Origin of the sequence: Halobacillus mangrovi, from assembly GCF_002097535.1 — a bacterium.
Lineage (GTDB): Bacteria > Bacillota > Bacilli > Bacillales > Halobacillaceae > Halobacillus > Halobacillus mangrovi_A.
In genome coordinates this window covers 2,512,122-2,529,237 of record NZ_CP020772.1, presented here as the reverse complement: position 1 = coordinate 2,529,237, position 17,116 = coordinate 2,512,122, and the positions used below count along the sequence as shown (strand labels likewise).

The following is a 17,116-nucleotide window of genomic DNA, read 5'->3' as shown; positions in this document are numbered from 1 at the left end:
GTCAATAATCAACCTGAATGACGTGCCTAAATTCATATGAAGAGTGTACTCTTTTGGAAAAAGACTTGCATTGTTCTGTAGGGTCTGCTAGAAATATAGAAGTGCATGTATTACTGAAATATTACACTACTGTAAAAGGATGCATGAAAAAAGCGTTAAAAAATGATTTTGTTGTTGATACTAAGGGATGAAACTCCTTCACAAAATTGTCACAAAATCTCAAAAATCTCTTAATTAAATAGATAGAAGACAAATTCCATGATACAATTATTTTGATGTTTCTTGTCCTTGAGACTTTAGAGGATGGAAACTGTCCTCGATTGACGTCATGGTGATTTCAATCATGGAACGTAAGAGAGGTAGAAGGAGGAAGATATTACGATGGATAATCCAAGAACAGTCGAGTCTGCTTCTACAGAAATCATCGGCCAATCTAAATCGACTGTACGTGAATCTTCATTGTTAGCTGATATCAAAAGCTTGATCAAAGTAGGGATTATAAATTCAAACTTAATCACCACCTTTGCGGGATTCTGGTTAGCTTTATATTTTACAGGATCCTCTTTTATCGATCATTGGTTGACTTTTCTGCTGACAATGCTCGGAACCGCTTTCGTCATTGCAGGAGGATGTATAATAAATAACTGGTATGACCGGGATATCGACCCGATCATGTCCCGAACAAAAAACCGACCGACCGTTACAGGAACCATGTCATTGACATTGATTCGGAATTTAGGAATCGGGACTTCACTAGCCGGATTTGTCATTTTATTATTTACAACCTTAGAAGCTGCTTTGTGGGGAGCGTTCGGATGGTTCGTATATGTCGTACTGTACACGATGTGGTCAAAGAGAAGGTACACAATTAATACGGTTATCGGAAGCTTTTCCGGTGCTGTCCCACCGTTAATTGGATGGTCTGCCATTGACCCTGGCCTTCAGTTAGAAGCCATTATTCTATTTTTAATTATGTTCATTTGGCAAACCCCTCATTTCCTGGCGCTAGCCATGAAGAAGAAGGATGAGTATCAAGCTGCAGGCATACCGATGCTACCAGTGGTGCACGGATTCAATATGACAAAGAGACAAATTGTCATCTACGTTGCTTGCTTACTGCCCTTGCCAATCTATTTAGCTTCACTTGGAAGTATATTTCTAATAACAGCTACCACCCTGTCCCTTGGCTGGCTGGCTTTGGGGGTTGCCGGTTTCTTCATGAAAGATGATTACAAATGGGCAACATGGATGTTTATTTACTCCCTAAATTATTTAACCATCATCTTCTTTATGATGGTACTCGTTACCCTACCATTTCCATTTTAAAGTACTAGCCCAATATTAAATTGGGCTAGTTCCAAAATATACTATGTATAAAAAGAGAAAGAGAGGTATCATTCATGAGAGGTTGGATGGGAAAATTCCGTTCATTGTTTCTATTTGGTGCTCTCACCCTCATCCTGTCCGGATGTGGGGTAGACAATTTGAGTGCCCTTAAGCCTAAAGGCTACGGAGCGGAATTATTATTAGATCTTATGATCATCAGTATTGCGATAATGATCTTTGTCTTCGTTATCGTAATGGCAATCTATGCTTTTGTCCTTATCCGTTATAAACAGAAAAAAGGACAAGAAAACTTAATTCCTAAGCAGACGGAAGGAAACAAGGCGTTAGAGGTGATTTGGACTGTAATTCCGATCATTTTACTCCTTGTGTTGGCTGTTCCTACCGTTCAGGCAACATTTGACTTAGCGGATACGTCTGGTCAGGACGATGAAAATGCAATAACAATTGACGTCATAGGGAATCAATACTGGTGGCATTTCAATTATGCTGGTCAGGAAATTGCTACAAGTCAAGAGCTCTACATCCCTACAGGAGAGCGCGTATACTTAAACATGAAATCCAGCGACGTTATCCACTCTTTCTGGCTGCCATCTATTGCCGGGAAAATGGATACGAATCCTGGTGAAAACATTAACTCAATGTACTTAGAAGCTTACGAAGAAGGCGTTTACTGGGGTCACTGTGCTGAGCTTTGTGGACCTTCTCACTCCTTGATGGACTTCAGGGTTATTGCTGTAAGCCCTGATGAATTTGATCAGTGGGTAGAAGACATGAAAAATGTAGATCCTGAAGCAACTCCTGAAACCGCTTCAGCTCAGGAAGGGCAAGAGTTGTTTAATAACAACTGTATGAGCTGTCACGCGATTGGTGGATCATCGGCGGGTGTAGGACCAAACCTGACGAACTTCGGAAATCGCGAAAAGATTGCAGGAATAATGGATCCGTCTAAAGAAAACTTAGTCGATTGGATTACGAACCCTGATGAAATAAAACCAGGTAACCAAATGCCGGCAAATATTGTTTCCAAAGAAGAAGCAAGCAAGATTGCAGATTACTTGCTTCAACTGAAGCATTCTGATGTCGGGACAGATGTTCCTACACGAAATACTGACGAATAACTCAAATGATGAGACAGAGGTTTTAAAAGGGAGGTAAAAGCGTGAGTACTGCAGTAGCGCAAAAACGAGGGCTCGGCGCTGCGATCTGGGATTATTTAACAACAGTGGACCACAAGAAGATTGCGCATCTTTACTTGGTGTCTGGTGGTTTGTTTTTCTTGATCGGCGGGCTAGAAGCCATGTTAATTCGAATTCAGTTGATGAAACCGGATAATAATTTCTTATCAGCTGGACTTTATAATGAAATGATAACAATGCACGGAACGACAATGATTTTCCTGGCAGCGATGCCATTAATTTTCGCACTGATGAACGCCGTCGTACCTTTACAAATAGGTGCACGTGACGTTGCATTCCCATTTTTGAACTCGTTAGGATTCTGGTTGTTCCTATTCGGGGGATTGTTGTTAAACGTGTCTTGGTTTACAGGGGGTGCACCTGATGCTGGGTGGACAAACTATGCACCACTTTCTACAACTTCACCTGGGCATGGTGTTGACTATTATGTCATGGGATTACAGATTTCAGGGGCTGGAACATTAATAGGTGGGATCAACTTCCTGGTCACTATCGTCAATATGAGAGCACCTGGCATGTCCTATATGCGTATGCCACTCTTTACTTGGTCTGTATTTGTAACAAGTACATTAATTCTATTTGCCTTTCCTGCATTGACAGTTGGCTTGTTTCTAATGATGTTTGACCGTATGTTTGGGTCTGCTTTCTTTGATGTGGGTCTTGGAGGAAACGTAATCATTTGGGAGCACTTATTCTGGATATTTGGTCACCCGGAAGTTTACATTCTAATCCTTCCATTGTTTGGAGCATTTAGTGATATATTTCCAACCTTCTCGAAAAAGCGTTTGTTTGGGTATTCTGCCATGGTCTTTGCGACTGTATTGATCGGTTTCCTAGGCTTTATGGTGTGGGCACACCACATGTTCACAGTCGGTATGGGACCAATTGCTAACTCCATTTTCGCAGTAGCTACAATGGCAATCGCTGTTCCGACAGGGATTAAAATATTCAACTGGTTGTTTACCATGTGGGGCGGCCAAATTCGTATGACTTCAGCTATGCTTTGGACTGTAGCATTCATACCGTCCTTTACAATTGGTGGTATGACAGGGGTTATGCTTGCCGCAGCTGCAGCTGACTTCCAGTATCATGATACTTATTTCGTTGTCGGACACTTCCACTACGTAATCGTTGGTGGTGTAGCCTTTGGTATCTTTGCAGCACTTCACTACTGGTGGCCGAAGATGTTCGGTCAAGTATTGAATGAAAAGTTAGGCAAACTGGCATTTTGGCCATTCTTTATCGGTTTCCACTTGACGTTCTTTATCCAGCACTTCCTTGGTTTAATGGGTATGCCCCGCCGTTATTGGGTATTCCTGGAAGGGCAAGGTCTGGCTACAGGAAACTTAATTAGTACAATTGGTGCCTTCTTAATGGCAATCGGTACCGTCATTTTCTTGATAAACATTGTTTACACTGCTGTTAAAGGAGAAAAAGCAGATGCCGATCCGTGGGAGAATGGTCGTACCCTGGAATGGTCGATTCCTTCTCCTCCGCCATATTATAACTTTGTTCAGACACCACTAGTACGTGGGCTTGATCCATTATGGATTGAGAAAATGGAAGGGAAAAAAGGGATGACACCTGCAGAGCCGCTTGGTGACATTCACATGCCTAACGGATCAATCCTGCCATTTACGATGTCACTTGGAATGTTTATTGCAGGATTTGGGTTCATCTATCAGGTTGATGACAAAGCCTGGTTAGCAGCGGTATTTATTGGTATGGGGATTACTCTTGGTTCCATGTTCATCCGTTCCGTAAAAGATGATCTTGGCTACCATATTCATAAAGAAGAGCTTGAAGCAGATATTAAGAAGGGGGCTGGCAAATAATGAGTCATGAAGATGTATTAAATCCGAAACACATGCCGCATGATCCGGAAAAAGCCACCCTTGAAGGTAAAAATAAATTCCTAGGATTCTGGTTTTTCCTAGGCGGGGAAACAGTTTTGTTCGCAAGTCTTTTTGGTACGTATATTGCATTGAATGGATCGACGCAAGGAGAGAACACACCTGAGCATTTGTTTGGTTTGGAACTTGTTTTCCTTATGACCATGTTCCTCCTTACAAGTTCTTTGACGAGTGTATATGCGATGTACCATATGAAGAACCATGATTTTGGCAAAATGCAGACGTGGTTAGCCATTACCGTATTGCTGGGTTTGGCTTTTCTGGGATGTGAAATTTACGAGTTCTATCATTACATTCACGAGTATGGATTTACATTCCAATCCTCTGCATTTGGATCTGCATTTTATACGTTGTTAAGTTTCCACGGCGGTCACGTTTTGTTTGGTCTTTTGTGGATCGTAACGTTAATGGTACGAAATCAAAAACGTGGTTTAAACCTCTACAACGCCCCGAAGTTTTATATTGCAAGCCTGTATTGGCACTTCATTGACGTTGTTTGGGTTTTCATCTTTACTGTCGTTTACCTAATGGGAAAGGTGGGTTAATCAATGGCAAATCACTCAAAGCCAGCTCATCAAGCTGAATATGAACGTAAACAGCATAAAGAAGAGATGAAACAGCAAGTGATCAGTTTTGTGCTTATGATTCTATTCACTCTTATAGCTTTTGCATTGGTTATGTTTGAAGTGAATTCTTACTTCATCATTCCAACCTTAATTATCCTTGCCGTTGTCCAAGTGGCGTTCCAGCTTTATTATTTCATGCATATGAAAAATAAAGGTCATGACATGCCTGCATTGATGATCTACGGTGGAGCCGCTGTTGCTTTCCTAACAATCGTTACGTTCACGTCTATCATCTGGTGGTAAGATTAAAAACGTAATAGTTAGTTAAAAATGAAAAAGACCGGGTTTCCGGTCTTTTTCTTATGTAAATAAGAGATTTGACCAAATTATGAACATTAGACAAATTCACAAACCTACACTCGTTTTTTCTATTAAAATTCGTTAAAATAAGAAGTAATGAATAAACACTCTGAGGTGAGACACCTATGTGGTTAGAACTGCAAATTTTTGGATTTCGTGCATTGTGGAGCCCTTTTTACTTATTGTTCATCTTAATACTTGCTCTAGGTTATTTTTATATAACAGGTCCAGGTAGGGAAAAAGGTACTGAAAAACCGACGCCCCTTCAACAGACCATGTTCTATTTGGGTATGCTTCTTCTTTACATTATTAAAGGTTCCCCTGTTGATTTAATAGGCCATATCATGTTTACTGCACATATGACGCAGATGGCTTTATATTACTTACTGTTTCCTATCTTGGTCATTAAGGGTATTCCCAATTGGATTTTTAGGAAACTATTTAATACGAAAGGCCTTCGCCCCGTGTTCAGATTGGGTACGAAGCCTCTCTTATCCTTGATTCTATTTAACGGCCTTTTCTCGTTGTACCATATGCCTGTTATTTTTGATTTCACTAAATCGAATGAATGGGCCCATGTGATTACGACTACAGTAATATTAATCACCGCTTTCTTTATGTGGCTGTCCGTATTCCCGCCACTTAAAGAAATGGATCGACTAAGCCCCATTCTGAAAATTGGTTTTATTTTCGCTAATGGAGTGCTGATTACTCCAGCCTGCGGTTTAATTATTTTCGCTGGCTCGCCTATCTATGAAACGTATTCCCAATCAGGTGCATGGCTGCAGGCGATGAGTTTATGTGTACCAGCAGACGTACTAAACGGTATTACTCAAAACCTGACTGGACCGAATACGTTCACTCCTATGCCATTAATTGAAGATCAGCAATTAGGCGGAATTATCATGAAAATCGCACAGGAAATTATTTTCGGATCTGTAATCGCTTATATCTTTTTCAGCTGGTTCAATCGTGAAAGGGAAACCATTGATCCAATTCCAAGTCACCTTCAAAGCGAGTCTTGATGAAAAACACTTGCAGTATAAGGCTTTTTTAAAAAAAGTCTAGAACATTCAAGTTAACCATTTCACTTCAGGAGAGCCACTAGTTCATTTAAAAAAGATAACAATATTTAAGCCAGATTTCTAATTGAGAAGGGAGGCCTAGCCTGTCCATAAAGGTCGGCCTCCCTTTCATATGAAGAAATATAACAGTGTTTGAGAAGAGGTGTCTTTATGCCGTTATTGCCAACGTTAAGTACATTCTTCATCGTTCTTAGTGCCATACTTGTTGCCATCGGATGGAGGTTAATTGCCAAGGATAAAAGAAGGACTCACAAAAAAGTAATGATTGCTGCTGCGATCAGTGCATTAACCTTTTTTATTATTTACGCCAGCCGAACAATCTTTGTTGGAAATACAAGTTTTGGAGGACCTGATGATATAAAGATTTATTATACAATTTTCCTTATCTTTCACATAATACTAGCGACGGTGGGCGCTGTATTCGGGATTGTGACCCTGACTTTAGCTTTTAAAAGAAATATTAAAAAACACCGTAAAGTCGGGCCTGTGACGAGCATCATATGGTTCTTTACAGCAATCACTGGTGTAGCCGTGTATTTGCTCTTGTATATCATTTATGATGGCGGCACAACCACAAGTATGATTAAAGCTATTTTGGGGACCTAACCTATTTTATCCGCAGCGAATCGTAAAAAAACGATTTCGCTGCGTTTTTTTTAGCAATAATGTTGTTTAGGATAAGGCTTAAACAGGAATATAGGTCAGTATGAGTATGATAATATACATAGAAAGGGATGTTTCAAAGATGGAATTGAAGACACCACGCTTGCACATGATCCCCATTACAATAGACCTTGCCCAGATGCTGATGAAGAATTCCCTGGCATTCTATTATAAGTACCAGCTGCCTTGGAATAAAAACTGGCCGCATGATGGATTGAAAGCGCTATTACCAATTTATGTTGAAAAGTTGGAAAATGAGGAGAGTGAACTAGGTTTTGGCCCTTGGGTTATTATGGATGAAAAGGGTGAACATGTAGTTGGTGATATCGGATTTAAAGGCATGCCTGACAGCGAGGGAACGATAGAAATCGGATACCACATCGTCGCATCAGAGAGGAATCAAGGGTACGCATCAGAAGCTGTCGAAAATCTTTGCAGCTGGGCTTTCACTTATCCTGGAGTTAAAGGAATTGAAGCACAATGCGATAAAACAAATATTCCTTCACAAAAAGTACTGATTAATAATGGTTTTAATCACACCGGCAGGAATAGGGATATCCTTATGTTTAAAAAGGAAAAAACGGCTAACAAAAACCTAAATCATTCAAAAGAAGAATTATAAAAAAAAGCCTGAAGCAATGCTTTCAGGCTTTTTTATATCTTCAAATTCCATTTAATAATTCCTGCTTCTTTCGCTGAGTTGAATGCAATCACGACTAGTGGACCTAGGATAAATCCTGTTAGTCCAATGAGCTGTAGTCCTAGATACATCGCAATTAAAGTAGCTAGTGGAGAGAGACCAATATGCCGGCCCATGACTTTCGGTTCAACTGTTCGTCGAATGGCCAACAGAACAATGGCTAATAATCCAAGCTTTGTACCCATCTCCAGTTCCCCGATAATTAACATATAGATGGACCACGGCCCGAGAATGACGATTGATCCAATGATCGGGATAAAGTCGATGATCCAAATAATGATGGACATGATGATTGCGACATCAGGGGTGATCCATAGCAATCCAGCCAGTGAAACGACAAAGATGATGATACTCACAAGAAATTGTGCTTTCAAGAAACCGAATACGACGTAGGATAGTCGTGCATTCATAAATTTAACCTTTTCAGAGGTTGCTTCTGTAAATTGGTCATGCATCTTGTCTCTTAGACGCGGTAATTCAAGCATGAATAGAAACAGAGCAATTAAATAGACAAGAAGGCTGACTAAGTATTCAGGGATCTTTGCAGCTGCGGCTGCAATGTTCGCTAGCTGAAGTTTTTCTGAGATAGCTGCCGTTGTTCTATCTAAAGAATTCATTAATTCACTTGTTACTTTATCTACAAATTCCTTCGGCATGCTCTGGGTGAAACTGTGCATATTGTTCTGCCAGTTCAGAAGAACGTTGTTTATTTGATTAATGTATTCTGGAGCATTATCAGCCAATTCAATAATCTGAGCAACCGCTCGAGTAATTGCATATGTACCTAATAATCCAAGAAAGATGACGAATAATAGGAACACAACAGTTACAGCCATTTTTCGATTGATTCTAAAACGGAACTGAAGCCATCGAACCGAAGGATTTAAGAAAAGAGCTGTAACAAATGCAAATATTAAGGGAATAGAAACAGGCAGGATAAAATAACAGGCTACAATGAACAGTAGGGCGAGTAAGATAAGAATCCATTGTTTTTTTGTCAGGTATCGGAACAATTTATTTATGTACTCCTTTCCCTTAATGAAAAAAACTTTCACGGTATTTTTCAAAAAAAGCCGCTCATCATATGAAATGATGTGCGACTCCTTTTGGTAATACCGGACATCTGGGTCAAGCAGTTATTAAAGAGACGTTATTTACGCTGATCCGGATTATTGGAGAGTTCTTTCATTTTTTCAAGTACTTCTTGGTTTTGATTTTCTTCAGCCCATCTAGTCAACCTTTCAAGGACAACATGTTCAGGAACTTGGTTATGATACCTTTTCGCAGGTTCCACGACTTTTTGAACAAGGCCAATTGCTTTTTCAATAATGCCTGAGGAGAAACCTTCCTGTTCCCCATATTCGACTCCGTGCGGGTAGTAATGTCTGCCTAGTAGAGGTGGCAAAAGACGGATTACAGCATCTCCTTTATCTACGTCACCTTCAACGGCATACCCTTGAATTCGAATGTAGTACGTTATGTTTTTTTCTGGAGCATTTAATTTGTAATCGTAGGTTACTCTTTCGTAATCCCAGGATCCACCCAATATGAATCCGTTACTTTCCATCAGATCGGTCAATGGTCTGAAATCCACCATAAGCCCTTCTATACCAGTGCCTTCTAACTTCATTACTTCCACCTCACAAATTGTTATGTATCTTCACTAATTTTAGTATGAAACCGATTAACTTTCAATTGCTTCGGTCTTTAAAGCCCATTTTACTCATTAATATAGGCTTTTACCATTTTATTATACTATAAAAGGACATGGCTTGCATGTAATAATTTTTATAAAAAGGGGACAATAACTATTGATATTGAATTACTTAAAGGAGGACTTATCATGAAAAGCGTAAAAGACATTATGACCAGTGATGTTTCAGTTTGTCGCACAGATGACAATTTATCTGATGCGGCATCTATCATGAAACAAAAAAATGTCGGTGCGGTGCCTGTATGTGATGACCAAGGCAACTTAATGGGAATGGTAACAGACCGTGACCTTGTCATTCGTGGCTATGCTGACAAAAAACCAGAATCCACACCGATCCAACAAGTGATGAGTGATCACTTGTACAGCTGTACTCCAGACTGCTCTCTGGAAGAAGCTAGTCAGATTATGGCTCAACATCAAGTTCGCCGTTTACCTGTCGTTGAAAACGGAAAGTTGACTGGGATTCTATCACTAGGCGACTTGTCTGTGGAGGAAATGTCAGACCATGCAGCAGGGGTAGCCTTGCAAGATATTTCTGAGCGTCCAGAACTTCATTAAGCAATTCGATACAAGACCCGTACATAGCGACGGGTCTTTTTTGTTTGGCTTTGTAAAACCTTACTACCTACCTCCATTAAAGCGTCCTATCCCTGTAGAATCAGTTTCGAGACTTTTACGTGAGGGATGCTGGATGGGAGAACGACTCGCTTTCCGTGGGCTTGCCAGTTCCCCCGTAGGAAAGCGAATCCTTTCCGAACGAACCTAAACCCCATAAACATCTCGAAATCAACTATTCCAGATAACTGCTGTTATGTGGAATAGTGTGTTGAATAAATATCATTAACAACGGTTTGCCGCTATTTTTTGAAATTAGAAATTCATAGGATCTTTATGCGTCGATTATACATACTGTAAGAAGCAAGCAGAGAGGAGAGAGAACGAAGTGAGAAAGCTAGCACCTGTTTTCATTCTTACAATTATTATTTTAATTAGTTGGAGACTTTTTTTTGACAAACCCTCTGTACCTGATCCAACCAAGACAGAACCGACCGTTGAAGAAACTTTCGCAACTGAAGAAATAGAAAAGGTCAAAGAGGCTAAATCCATCTTTGAATGGAAAGGAGCTAGTTCTGATGAACTGAAATCCGAATGGGGGGAACCAGACCGTAAAGACCCTAGCAGTTATGGATATGTGTGGTGGATCTATGATGATGAACTTTCTCAAATTGCAATAAAGGATAATAAAGTTGTTTCAGCCGTCTCTTTTTCAAGTGAACAGAGAGATAATCCAGTCTATATTGGACAATCTTATCGAGAGATTTCTGCCTCCCACGAACTATCACAATCCCTGCGAATTGAGCAGGTTGGAAATTATACTTTTGAATTGACAGAACAAGATTTAAAAGAACGGCCACTCCTTCCACTAGATAATAATTGGACAGCACAGCTCTACTTTGATGTTGTCACAGAGAAGTTATCGGCGATAAGGCTGGTGAGAAATGACATTCTCTTAAAACTTCAACCCTACAAGGTCATTTATCGAGGTCGATTACCAGTGAAAGAAAATTTAGATCGTTCTGACTGGAAGAGAATTGAAACAGGAATGGAACAGCAGATATTAACTATGACGAACTACCTTCGCATCCGCCATGGAAAAAATCAATTGGTAGAGCATAAGGAAGCGGCAGCTGTGGCATTTCTTCACAGTAAAGACATGAATGACAACAATTATTTTTCTCATTACTCCCCGAATGGAAAAGGATTGAAAGAGCGGCTAGGAGATATTTCTTATGTTCAGGCAGGAGAAAATATTGCAGCTCAATACATTGATGCAACGGCTGCAGTTCATGGATGGTTGAATAGTCAAAACCATCGAGAAGCAATGTTGGATAAAAGCTATACGCATATCGGAATCGGCGTTCATCAAAGGTATTACACTCAAAATTTTTTATCGATCCCATGAACAGCCCGCCCTTTTTAGCATAGGCTATAGAGTAGTTCTAACAGTGAGGTGTGAACGCTATGAGTAACAAGTCATTACACCCGAGTGTACAGCGGTTCAAGGATTTCGTGGATGAACATCCAGCTGTTAAGGAACAGCTTAGGAAAAACCATAAGCTTATCCAAACCTATTATGAAAAGTGGATGATCTTAGGAGAAGACGATTCATTTTGGAGTTCTCTGCCTGAAGTGAAAAAACAGACATCTACGAATAAAAAAGATTGGATAAAACAACTCGGAGAATTAATGCAAGATGTGGATTGGGAAGAAGTTTCTCGGCATATTGGTGAGTTGAACGGGGCTATAGGTCAGTTTCAGCAGCTTATATCTAATGTTAAGAAAGACACCGGAAAAACCCGGAAAGAAATTGAGTATCCGTATTATTAATAAACTCGGGCAGCAGAGTCACTTGTTCTCATTTCATTCTGCTGTCCTATTTGATAAAATGAGAGTGGAGGTGGACATATGTTAGCAACAATGGAAATTGTCGATCTGCTAGACCGCTCAGAAATGATTGGCCAAATGGTCATGAATTCAGATACAATGCAGCATTATAATCAAGCTAAATATGAGCTTGAAAATGATGCGGAGGCTCAAAAGCTGATAAAGGATTTTAATAATATGAAGGAACATTATGAGGATGTGCAACGATTTGGACGATACCATCCTGATTATAGTTCAATCATGAAAAAGGTTCGTTCCGTTAAGCGCGAGATGGACATGCATGAGAAAGTCGCTCAATTTAAAAAAGCTGAGCGTAATCTTCAGAAGTTATTGGATGAAATCAGTGAAAACGTTGCCTTCAGTGTCAGTGAACAAATTAAAGTTCCAAAAAACGGAATGGCTTTGACCGACACCGGTTGCAGCGGAGGCTGTGGCAGCGGGGGAAGCTGCGGCTGTGCATCCTAGGGTTGTGTAAATCGGATACAGTCATCACATAAATTTCCGCAGCAGAACATCTTACGCTGAGGAACTAAAAAACGGACACGATACACATAAAGCGCCTGATCATTGCGGACATAGCTCATTGCAAGGGTCAGGCGTTTTCCTCTCATTGCCCTTGCGGCAGAGACCTTTAATGTTACCTCTATGTCCTTTTGACTAATATCTTCTTCAGCCGTTAAGTAAACGAAAGGAAGTCCTGTGACTTTTTTAAATTCAACCTGTTTAAAATTAGGGTGATTCGTCAGTTCATGATGAAAAATTTCTATCGCTCGTTCGTGATCCGTTTTCACTTGAAACTCAACTCCTTTCTATAATTGCTCATTTTTCATACATTTGGTAAACTGTCGATAAATAACTTTGTAAAGTAGGGTGTCGTATGATTAAAACGAAGCGGCAAGGGATCATCGTTTATTTTCAGCATATGAAAAATGTCAGGCAGATAAAAAAGCATGGGCACCTTATCCATGCATCCAAAAGAAGAAAATATGCATTGTTATATGTGAACCAAGAGGACCTGGAGTACAAAATGGAGAAATTAGATCGTTTACCGTTTGTTTCCCGTGTTGTTCCCTCCTATAAACCTGAGGTTCGCACGGATTATGAAAATGCAAAGCCTGATAAAGCAAAACAGTATGATTATAAGATGGGTATTTAAGAAAAAGTATTGAAATCATTATCATGTTTATATCTTCAACGAAAAAAGCATCCTGAATGGATGCTTTTTCTTATGATAAAGGGGATATGAATTTATTTGTCCTTAATATTCCAATCAAGTGTTGATAGAATAGTTCTGTCTCTGGAAACATATTTGACGGTTTAATTGTAAATTCAGCCAATTCCTTACCTGCAGAAGCAGCCATTTCTTTGAATAAGTCAAAACGCTGATTTGGTTTTTCATGAGGGTTGGGAATCCCTTCCCTGCATATATAAATAGGTTGGAATTTATCTCTTGATGGTTTAAGTACTAGTGCTAACGAGGCGACCGGCTGTCCATTTTTCTCACTGTAAAAAGCGATGGCATGCTGGATCCGATCGGGCATTAACGTCCCTAATTCGATAAGTTCATAAATGTCTGCATACCCTTCACCGAGCTCAATGAATTTTTGTATCAAATTACTCTCTCCCTTTTGTACTCGCTAAAAACCACATTAGCATGAATCTGAGGCAATGTGAATCCATAATTTCAGCAACATACCTTTGTATTAGCTGCTCAAGACACAATAAACTGATGGTTGGATAATGGTATTATTTCTTATGGAGTAAATGAACCGAATTTTTCCTGCCTTCAAATACGTTTTTATCCTGAGTTCCCCCACATAAGCCTCCTTATCTTAAAGACTTGAATTCGAGATATTCTAGGGGCCGATGAGTAATAAGCGTAAGGTTGGCTGGAAAACAACTCGTCTAGTTGCATCGCCCAGACACTCGCGTCATAAGCAGGAAATCAACGGAATGAAAAGGCACATTCCTTTTGATTTTCTGCTTATGCGAGTCGTGTCTACCGGGGCGCTTCCGCATTTGAACACTTTTCTGCGGGGGAACTGGCGAGCCTCCTCGCTCGCTGTGCTCTCTGTGGGGTCTCGCCTAAGTCCTTCTCCCGCGGGAGTCTCGCCGTTTTCCATCCAACCCATCTATAGTGTAAGGAACAGCCCCATTTAACAGGAGTAAGGAAGCTCTGATTTCCAAAATTACAGATAGGTTTTCGGTAACAATAACGTTTCCGTTCCTCCCAACAGCGGTAAGGAGGTCCGAGAAATAGCGAGACTCCTGTGGGATGAACATGATAGGTGAGACCCCGGAGAGCTTTTAGCTCGAGGAGGCTCAGCACATGCTCACGGAAAGCGAGTGATTTCTCGGACCTCCAAATTCTACTCTGGGCAACGGAAAGCTCACAGTACCTCGAAAGCGAGTATTCAACTATTCTGCTATATAGTTGGATAACTCCGGATTTATGACGATCAAAGCTAGGTGAATAGATTGAATATTGGAAGGTAAGCATAAAAAATAGGGCTGTCTTAAACAGACAGCCCTTCTTTTTTGAAACATTTACGATGATTCAAAAAAGTAAAGGGAGAGGAGAAACCGGAGGAAGTACTTATGGGGATGTAAGCCTTCTCCGTTTTCAGAAGCAGTTTGTTCCGCTTCAAGCTCTAGTATGACCATTGACAACCATGTCTATTCAATGGTTCTACAAATAATTTTAAAAATCAGGTAGATTTCCTGACCAATTGTTTTTATGGTAGGATAATGTAGAATGATGACAAAAGAGGTGTACATAACATGCGAGTGATTGCTGGAGAATTCAAAGGAAGACAGCTAAAATCTGTTCCTTCTCATCAGACACGACCTACGACTGACAAAGTGAAGGAAGCGGTATTTCACATGATTGGCCCTTATTTTGAAAGAGGCCGTGCTTTAGATTTGTTTGCCGGAAGCGGAGGACTTGGAATCGAAGCTATGAGTCGAGGCGTAGAGTCATGTGTGTTTGTCGACCAACAGCAAAAAGCAATAAAAACGATCCACGAAAACATAGAGTTGTTGAAGATTCAGGAGCGTACGGAAGTATTTCGTACGGATGCTATGAGGGCTATTAAGGCAGCAGGAAAGCGCGGTCTTTCGTTCGAGTTCATCTTCTTGGATCCACCTTACAAGAAGTTTTCCTATAAGGACCTGATGGAAGCGCTTTTAGAACATGATTTAATTGCTGAAAACGGGATCGTAATCTGTGAACACGATTCATCAGAAAGCATTCCATCAACAGTAGGACGTCTGAAGCTAATAAAATCTGATATTTACGGAACGAATATAGGTGTATCTATATTTGAGTGAGGAGGAAAAACGATGACACGTTTAGCGATTTGTCCGGGAAGCTTTGACCCGGTTACATATGGACATTTAGACATCATTCAAAGGGGAGCAAAGGTATTTGATCACTTGATTGTGGCTGTTTTTAACAATCAGAGTAAGTCCCCTTTATTTGATGTTGATGAAAGACTGGCGCTTCTTCAGGAAGTGACAAAAGATATGGATAACGTTTCCGTCGACGCTTGTGAAGGTCTCTTAATGGACTATGCAAATGAAAAAAATGCACAAGCTATCATCCGTGGACTGCGTGCCGTCAGTGATTTTGAGTATGAAATGCAGATTACTTCTATGAACAGAAAGCTGAATGAAGAGATTGAAACCTTTTTCATGATGACGAATAATCAGTATTCATTTTTAAGCTCCAGTATTGTTAAAGAAGTAGCCAAATATCGAGCGAATATTTCTGATCTTGTCCCGCCTCCTGTAGAGAAAGCTTTAATGGATAAGTATTTATAAATAAAAACACCCTCTATCAACTTTTTCGATAGGGGGTATTTTTATTATAGGTTTTACCGGAATGACTTTGCCACTTAAAGAGAATCATAAACATAATCATCAACAATGTAAGTGGTGGTCCATAGTGATGGAAGAATTCCATAATAGGTGTTGTGAAATTTTCTTTGGGGTTCCAAATGGCCAGGCTTTTTGTTTGCAGGGAGGAATGGGTGTAAAAATAATATAAGACGATCATGATCCCCGCCGCAAGCAATCCGTGAGCTAAGCGGGCGATTGCATAAGGTTTGAACCCGATATCTGTTTCAGCAAGAATACTCGCTATTTGTGCCTGTATAGAAAAGCCGTGGAATCCTAAAATAAAGCTCACCAGTACAAGTTGAGTTAACAAGGGTTCTCCAGTTTGAGTGATGGCTCCGATTCCTGTCGTTAATTCTAGCATCCCTGCGATAAGTGGGGCATGAAAAGTTTCAGGTATAAAGGAGATAGAAAGAAGGAATGAAAGAATTTCCATAATGCCTGTCTGTTTAAACAGTTCTGTCAAAACTGAGAACAGCATTATGAATCCCCCCACCATAAGCAGGGTATCTACAGATTTTGTTACAGCGTCTCCCATCAGCTTCCCAAGTGTTCGGCCGTCATTAATACGCGACTGATGCATTCTAGAAAATGCATCTCGAATTGAAGAGTAAGGGGATTCCCGTAATTCTAAATCTTCGTTCCTTTTATAAAATTTCATTATAAAACCTACGAGTACATTTCCTCCATAGTGGGAGACAGCGATTAATATTCCAAGCGAAGGATCGTGGAAAAATCCCACTGCGATGGCTCCGAATATAAATAAGGGACTTGAAGCATTTGTAAAAGCGACAAGCCTTTCTGCTTCTACTTTGGTGAGCTCGCCTTTCTTTCGTAGATCTGCCGTCCATTTCGCCCCTGATGGATATCCACTCGCCATCCCCATGACCCAAATGAATCCTCCTGAACCTGGAACATTAAATAATGGCCGCATAAATCGCTCGCTCAGTGCCCCAAGGCCATGTACCACTCCGAAGCCGATCAAAAGTTCAGCTGTAATAAAGAACGGAAGTAGTGATGGAAAGACGACTTCCCACCATAAGTCCAAGCCTCTTAAGCTTGCAGTTAATGAAGCTTTAGGGTAAAGGATTAATGCAGCTGCAAGTCCTGCTGTTAAACAGGTTAACACCAAGGTCTTTAACTTCGATATAGGGAACACCTCCCTTGAGCGTAACGGTTTTCTGTACTTCTAATTTCACTCATAGTAGAATGGGAATATATTTGAACCAA

General features: G+C 40.3%; 19 protein-coding genes and 1 pseudogene. 15 read left to right on the top strand and 5 right to left on the bottom strand.

Annotation, left to right across the window (positions count from 1 at the left end; genetic code table 11):
- The first annotated feature begins 381 nt into the window (after positions 1-381).
- From cyoE to HM131_RS12430, 8 genes are all read left to right on the top strand, one after another.
- On the top strand, positions 382-1,326 hold the full coding sequence (gene cyoE, locus HM131_RS12465; protein WP_085030070.1) for a heme o synthase: 945 nt from the start codon (positions 382-384) through the stop codon (positions 1,324-1,326).
- Between the two features lie 74 nt (positions 1,327-1,400).
- Positions 1,401-2,465, top strand: a complete 1,065-nt coding sequence (gene coxB, locus HM131_RS12460; RefSeq protein WP_085030069.1) for a cytochrome c oxidase subunit II — start codon at positions 1,401-1,403, stop codon at positions 2,463-2,465.
- Between the two features lie 41 nt (positions 2,466-2,506).
- A complete protein-coding gene (gene ctaD, locus HM131_RS12455) occupies positions 2,507-4,378 on the top strand; it encodes a cytochrome c oxidase subunit I (RefSeq protein ID WP_085030068.1) in 1,872 nt (623 codons plus the stop codon).
- Positions 4,378-5,001 (top strand): cytochrome (ubi)quinol oxidase subunit III, encoded by a 624-nt coding sequence (locus HM131_RS12450; RefSeq protein ID WP_085030067.1) that lies wholly within the window; start codon positions 4,378-4,380, stop codon positions 4,999-5,001. Before ctaD ends, HM131_RS12450 begins: the two co-directional genes overlap by 1 nt.
- Before the next feature lie 3 nt (positions 5,002-5,004).
- Positions 5,005-5,325 carry a cytochrome c oxidase subunit IVB gene (ctaF, locus tag HM131_RS12445; protein ID WP_085030066.1) on the top strand — a complete coding sequence of 107 codons (321 nt, stop codon included), beginning with the start codon at positions 5,005-5,007 and terminating at the stop codon, positions 5,323-5,325.
- Between the two features lie 182 nt (positions 5,326-5,507).
- Positions 5,508-6,407 (top strand): cytochrome c oxidase assembly factor CtaG, encoded by a 900-nt coding sequence (gene ctaG / locus HM131_RS12440; RefSeq protein ID WP_085030065.1) that lies wholly within the window; start codon positions 5,508-5,510, stop codon positions 6,405-6,407.
- Between the two features lie 210 nt (positions 6,408-6,617).
- Positions 6,618-7,073 (top strand): DUF420 domain-containing protein, encoded by a 456-nt coding sequence (locus tag HM131_RS12435; protein WP_085030064.1) that lies wholly within the window; start codon positions 6,618-6,620, stop codon positions 7,071-7,073.
- 139 nt (positions 7,074-7,212) lie between these two features.
- Positions 7,213-7,752: a GNAT family N-acetyltransferase gene (locus HM131_RS12430; RefSeq protein WP_085030063.1), complete on the top strand. Its 540-nt coding sequence runs from the start codon at positions 7,213-7,215 to the stop codon at positions 7,750-7,752.
- A 32-nt stretch (positions 7,753-7,784) separates the two neighbouring features.
- Here HM131_RS12430 and ytvI read toward each other — a convergent pair whose 3' ends face one another.
- Complete coding sequence (gene ytvI / locus HM131_RS12425; protein WP_085031976.1) at positions 7,785-8,843, bottom strand: sporulation integral membrane protein YtvI; 1,059 nt, start codon at positions 8,841-8,843, stop codon at positions 7,785-7,787.
- Positions 8,844-8,980: 137 nt separating this feature from the next.
- Entirely contained in the window at positions 8,981-9,460 is a 480-nt protein-coding gene (locus HM131_RS12420; protein ID WP_085030062.1) for a YugN family protein, read from the bottom strand.
- Positions 9,461-9,673: 213 nt separating this feature from the next.
- Between HM131_RS12420 and HM131_RS12415 the strand changes: the two genes are divergently transcribed.
- The 4 genes from HM131_RS12415 to HM131_RS12400 all read left to right on the top strand — a co-directional run bounded on the left by HM131_RS12415 (position 9,674) and on the right by HM131_RS12400 (position 12,454).
- Positions 9,674-10,102, top strand: a complete 429-nt coding sequence (locus HM131_RS12415; RefSeq protein WP_085030061.1) for a CBS domain-containing protein — start codon at positions 9,674-9,676, stop codon at positions 10,100-10,102.
- A gap of 385 nt (positions 10,103-10,487) precedes the next feature.
- On the top strand, positions 10,488-11,507 hold the full coding sequence (locus HM131_RS12410) for a CAP domain-containing protein (protein WP_085030060.1): 1,020 nt from the start codon (positions 10,488-10,490) through the stop codon (positions 11,505-11,507).
- Between the two features lie 59 nt (positions 11,508-11,566).
- Entirely contained in the window at positions 11,567-11,932 is a 366-nt protein-coding gene (ylbD, locus tag HM131_RS12405) for a spore coat protein YlbD (protein ID WP_085030059.1), read from the top strand.
- Between the two features lie 78 nt (positions 11,933-12,010).
- Positions 12,011-12,454 (top strand): YlbF/YmcA family competence regulator, encoded by a 444-nt coding sequence (locus tag HM131_RS12400; RefSeq protein WP_085030058.1) that lies wholly within the window; start codon positions 12,011-12,013, stop codon positions 12,452-12,454.
- Here HM131_RS12400 and HM131_RS12395 read toward each other — a convergent pair.
- The gene (locus HM131_RS12395; RefSeq protein ID WP_085030057.1) at positions 12,451-12,780 is read right to left on the bottom strand and encodes a hypothetical protein; all 330 of its coding nucleotides are present in this window, start codon (positions 12,778-12,780) and stop codon (positions 12,451-12,453) included. The genes HM131_RS12400 and HM131_RS12395 overlap by 4 nt on opposite strands.
- A gap of 86 nt (positions 12,781-12,866) precedes the next feature.
- On the opposite strand from HM131_RS12395, the gene HM131_RS12390 reads away from it, so the two are divergent.
- Positions 12,867-13,145: a YlbG family protein gene (locus tag HM131_RS12390; RefSeq protein WP_198162621.1), complete on the top strand. Its 279-nt coding sequence runs from the start codon at positions 12,867-12,869 to the stop codon at positions 13,143-13,145.
- A 70-nt stretch (positions 13,146-13,215) separates the two neighbouring features.
- Here HM131_RS12390 and HM131_RS12385 read toward each other — a convergent pair whose 3' ends face one another.
- Entirely contained in the window at positions 13,216-13,602 is a 387-nt protein-coding gene (locus tag HM131_RS12385) for a DUF7147 family protein (RefSeq protein ID WP_085030056.1), read from the bottom strand.
- Between the two features lie 1,159 nt (positions 13,603-14,761).
- Between HM131_RS12385 and rsmD the strand changes: the two are divergent.
- Together rsmD and coaD are read left to right on the top strand one after the other, a co-directional pair.
- Positions 14,762-15,319 (top strand): annotated as a pseudogene (gene rsmD, locus HM131_RS12380) (16S rRNA (guanine(966)-N(2))-methyltransferase RsmD); the annotation flags it as partial.
- Positions 15,320-15,331: 12 nt separating this feature from the next.
- Positions 15,332-15,811, top strand: coding sequence for a pantetheine-phosphate adenylyltransferase (coaD, locus tag HM131_RS12375; RefSeq protein WP_085030054.1), 480 nt, complete (start codon positions 15,332-15,334; stop codon positions 15,809-15,811).
- Positions 15,812-15,827: 16 nt separating this feature from the next.
- Here coaD and ylbJ read toward each other — a convergent pair whose 3' ends face one another.
- Complete coding sequence (gene ylbJ, locus HM131_RS12370; RefSeq protein WP_232324946.1) at positions 15,828-17,015, bottom strand: sporulation integral membrane protein YlbJ; 1,188 nt, start codon at positions 17,013-17,015, stop codon at positions 15,828-15,830.
- Positions 17,016-17,116: the final 101 nt, after the last annotated feature.

Bases quoted from the DNA above. Each gene is read 5' to 3' on its own strand.
- cyoE (WP_085030070.1), top strand. From the start codon at position 382: ATGGATAATCCAAGAACAGTCGAGTCTGCTTCTACAGAAATCATCGGC.
- coxB (WP_085030069.1), top strand. From the start codon at position 1,401: ATGAGAGGTTGGATGGGAAAATTCCGTTCATTGTTTCTATTTGGTGCT.
- HM131_RS12450 (WP_085030067.1), top strand. From the start codon at position 4,378: ATGAGTCATGAAGATGTATTAAATCCGAAACACATGCCGCATGATCCG.
- ctaF (WP_085030066.1), top strand. From the start codon at position 5,005: ATGGCAAATCACTCAAAGCCAGCTCATCAAGCTGAATATGAACGTAAA.
- ctaG (WP_085030065.1), top strand. From the start codon at position 5,508: ATGTGGTTAGAACTGCAAATTTTTGGATTTCGTGCATTGTGGAGCCCT.
- HM131_RS12435 (WP_085030064.1), top strand. From the start codon at position 6,618: ATGCCGTTATTGCCAACGTTAAGTACATTCTTCATCGTTCTTAGTGCC.
- HM131_RS12430 (WP_085030063.1), top strand. From the start codon at position 7,213: ATGGAATTGAAGACACCACGCTTGCACATGATCCCCATTACAATAGAC.
- HM131_RS12420 (WP_085030062.1), bottom strand. From the start codon at position 9,460: ATGAAGTTAGAAGGCACTGGTATAGAAGGGCTTATGGTGGATTTCAGA.
- HM131_RS12415 (WP_085030061.1), top strand. From the start codon at position 9,674: ATGAAAAGCGTAAAAGACATTATGACCAGTGATGTTTCAGTTTGTCGC.
- ylbD (WP_085030059.1), top strand. From the start codon at position 11,567: ATGAGTAACAAGTCATTACACCCGAGTGTACAGCGGTTCAAGGATTTC.
- HM131_RS12400 (WP_085030058.1), top strand. From the start codon at position 12,011: ATGTTAGCAACAATGGAAATTGTCGATCTGCTAGACCGCTCAGAAATG.
- HM131_RS12390 (WP_198162621.1), top strand. From the start codon at position 12,867: ATGATTAAAACGAAGCGGCAAGGGATCATCGTTTATTTTCAGCATATG.
- coaD (WP_085030054.1), top strand. From the start codon at position 15,332: ATGACACGTTTAGCGATTTGTCCGGGAAGCTTTGACCCGGTTACATAT.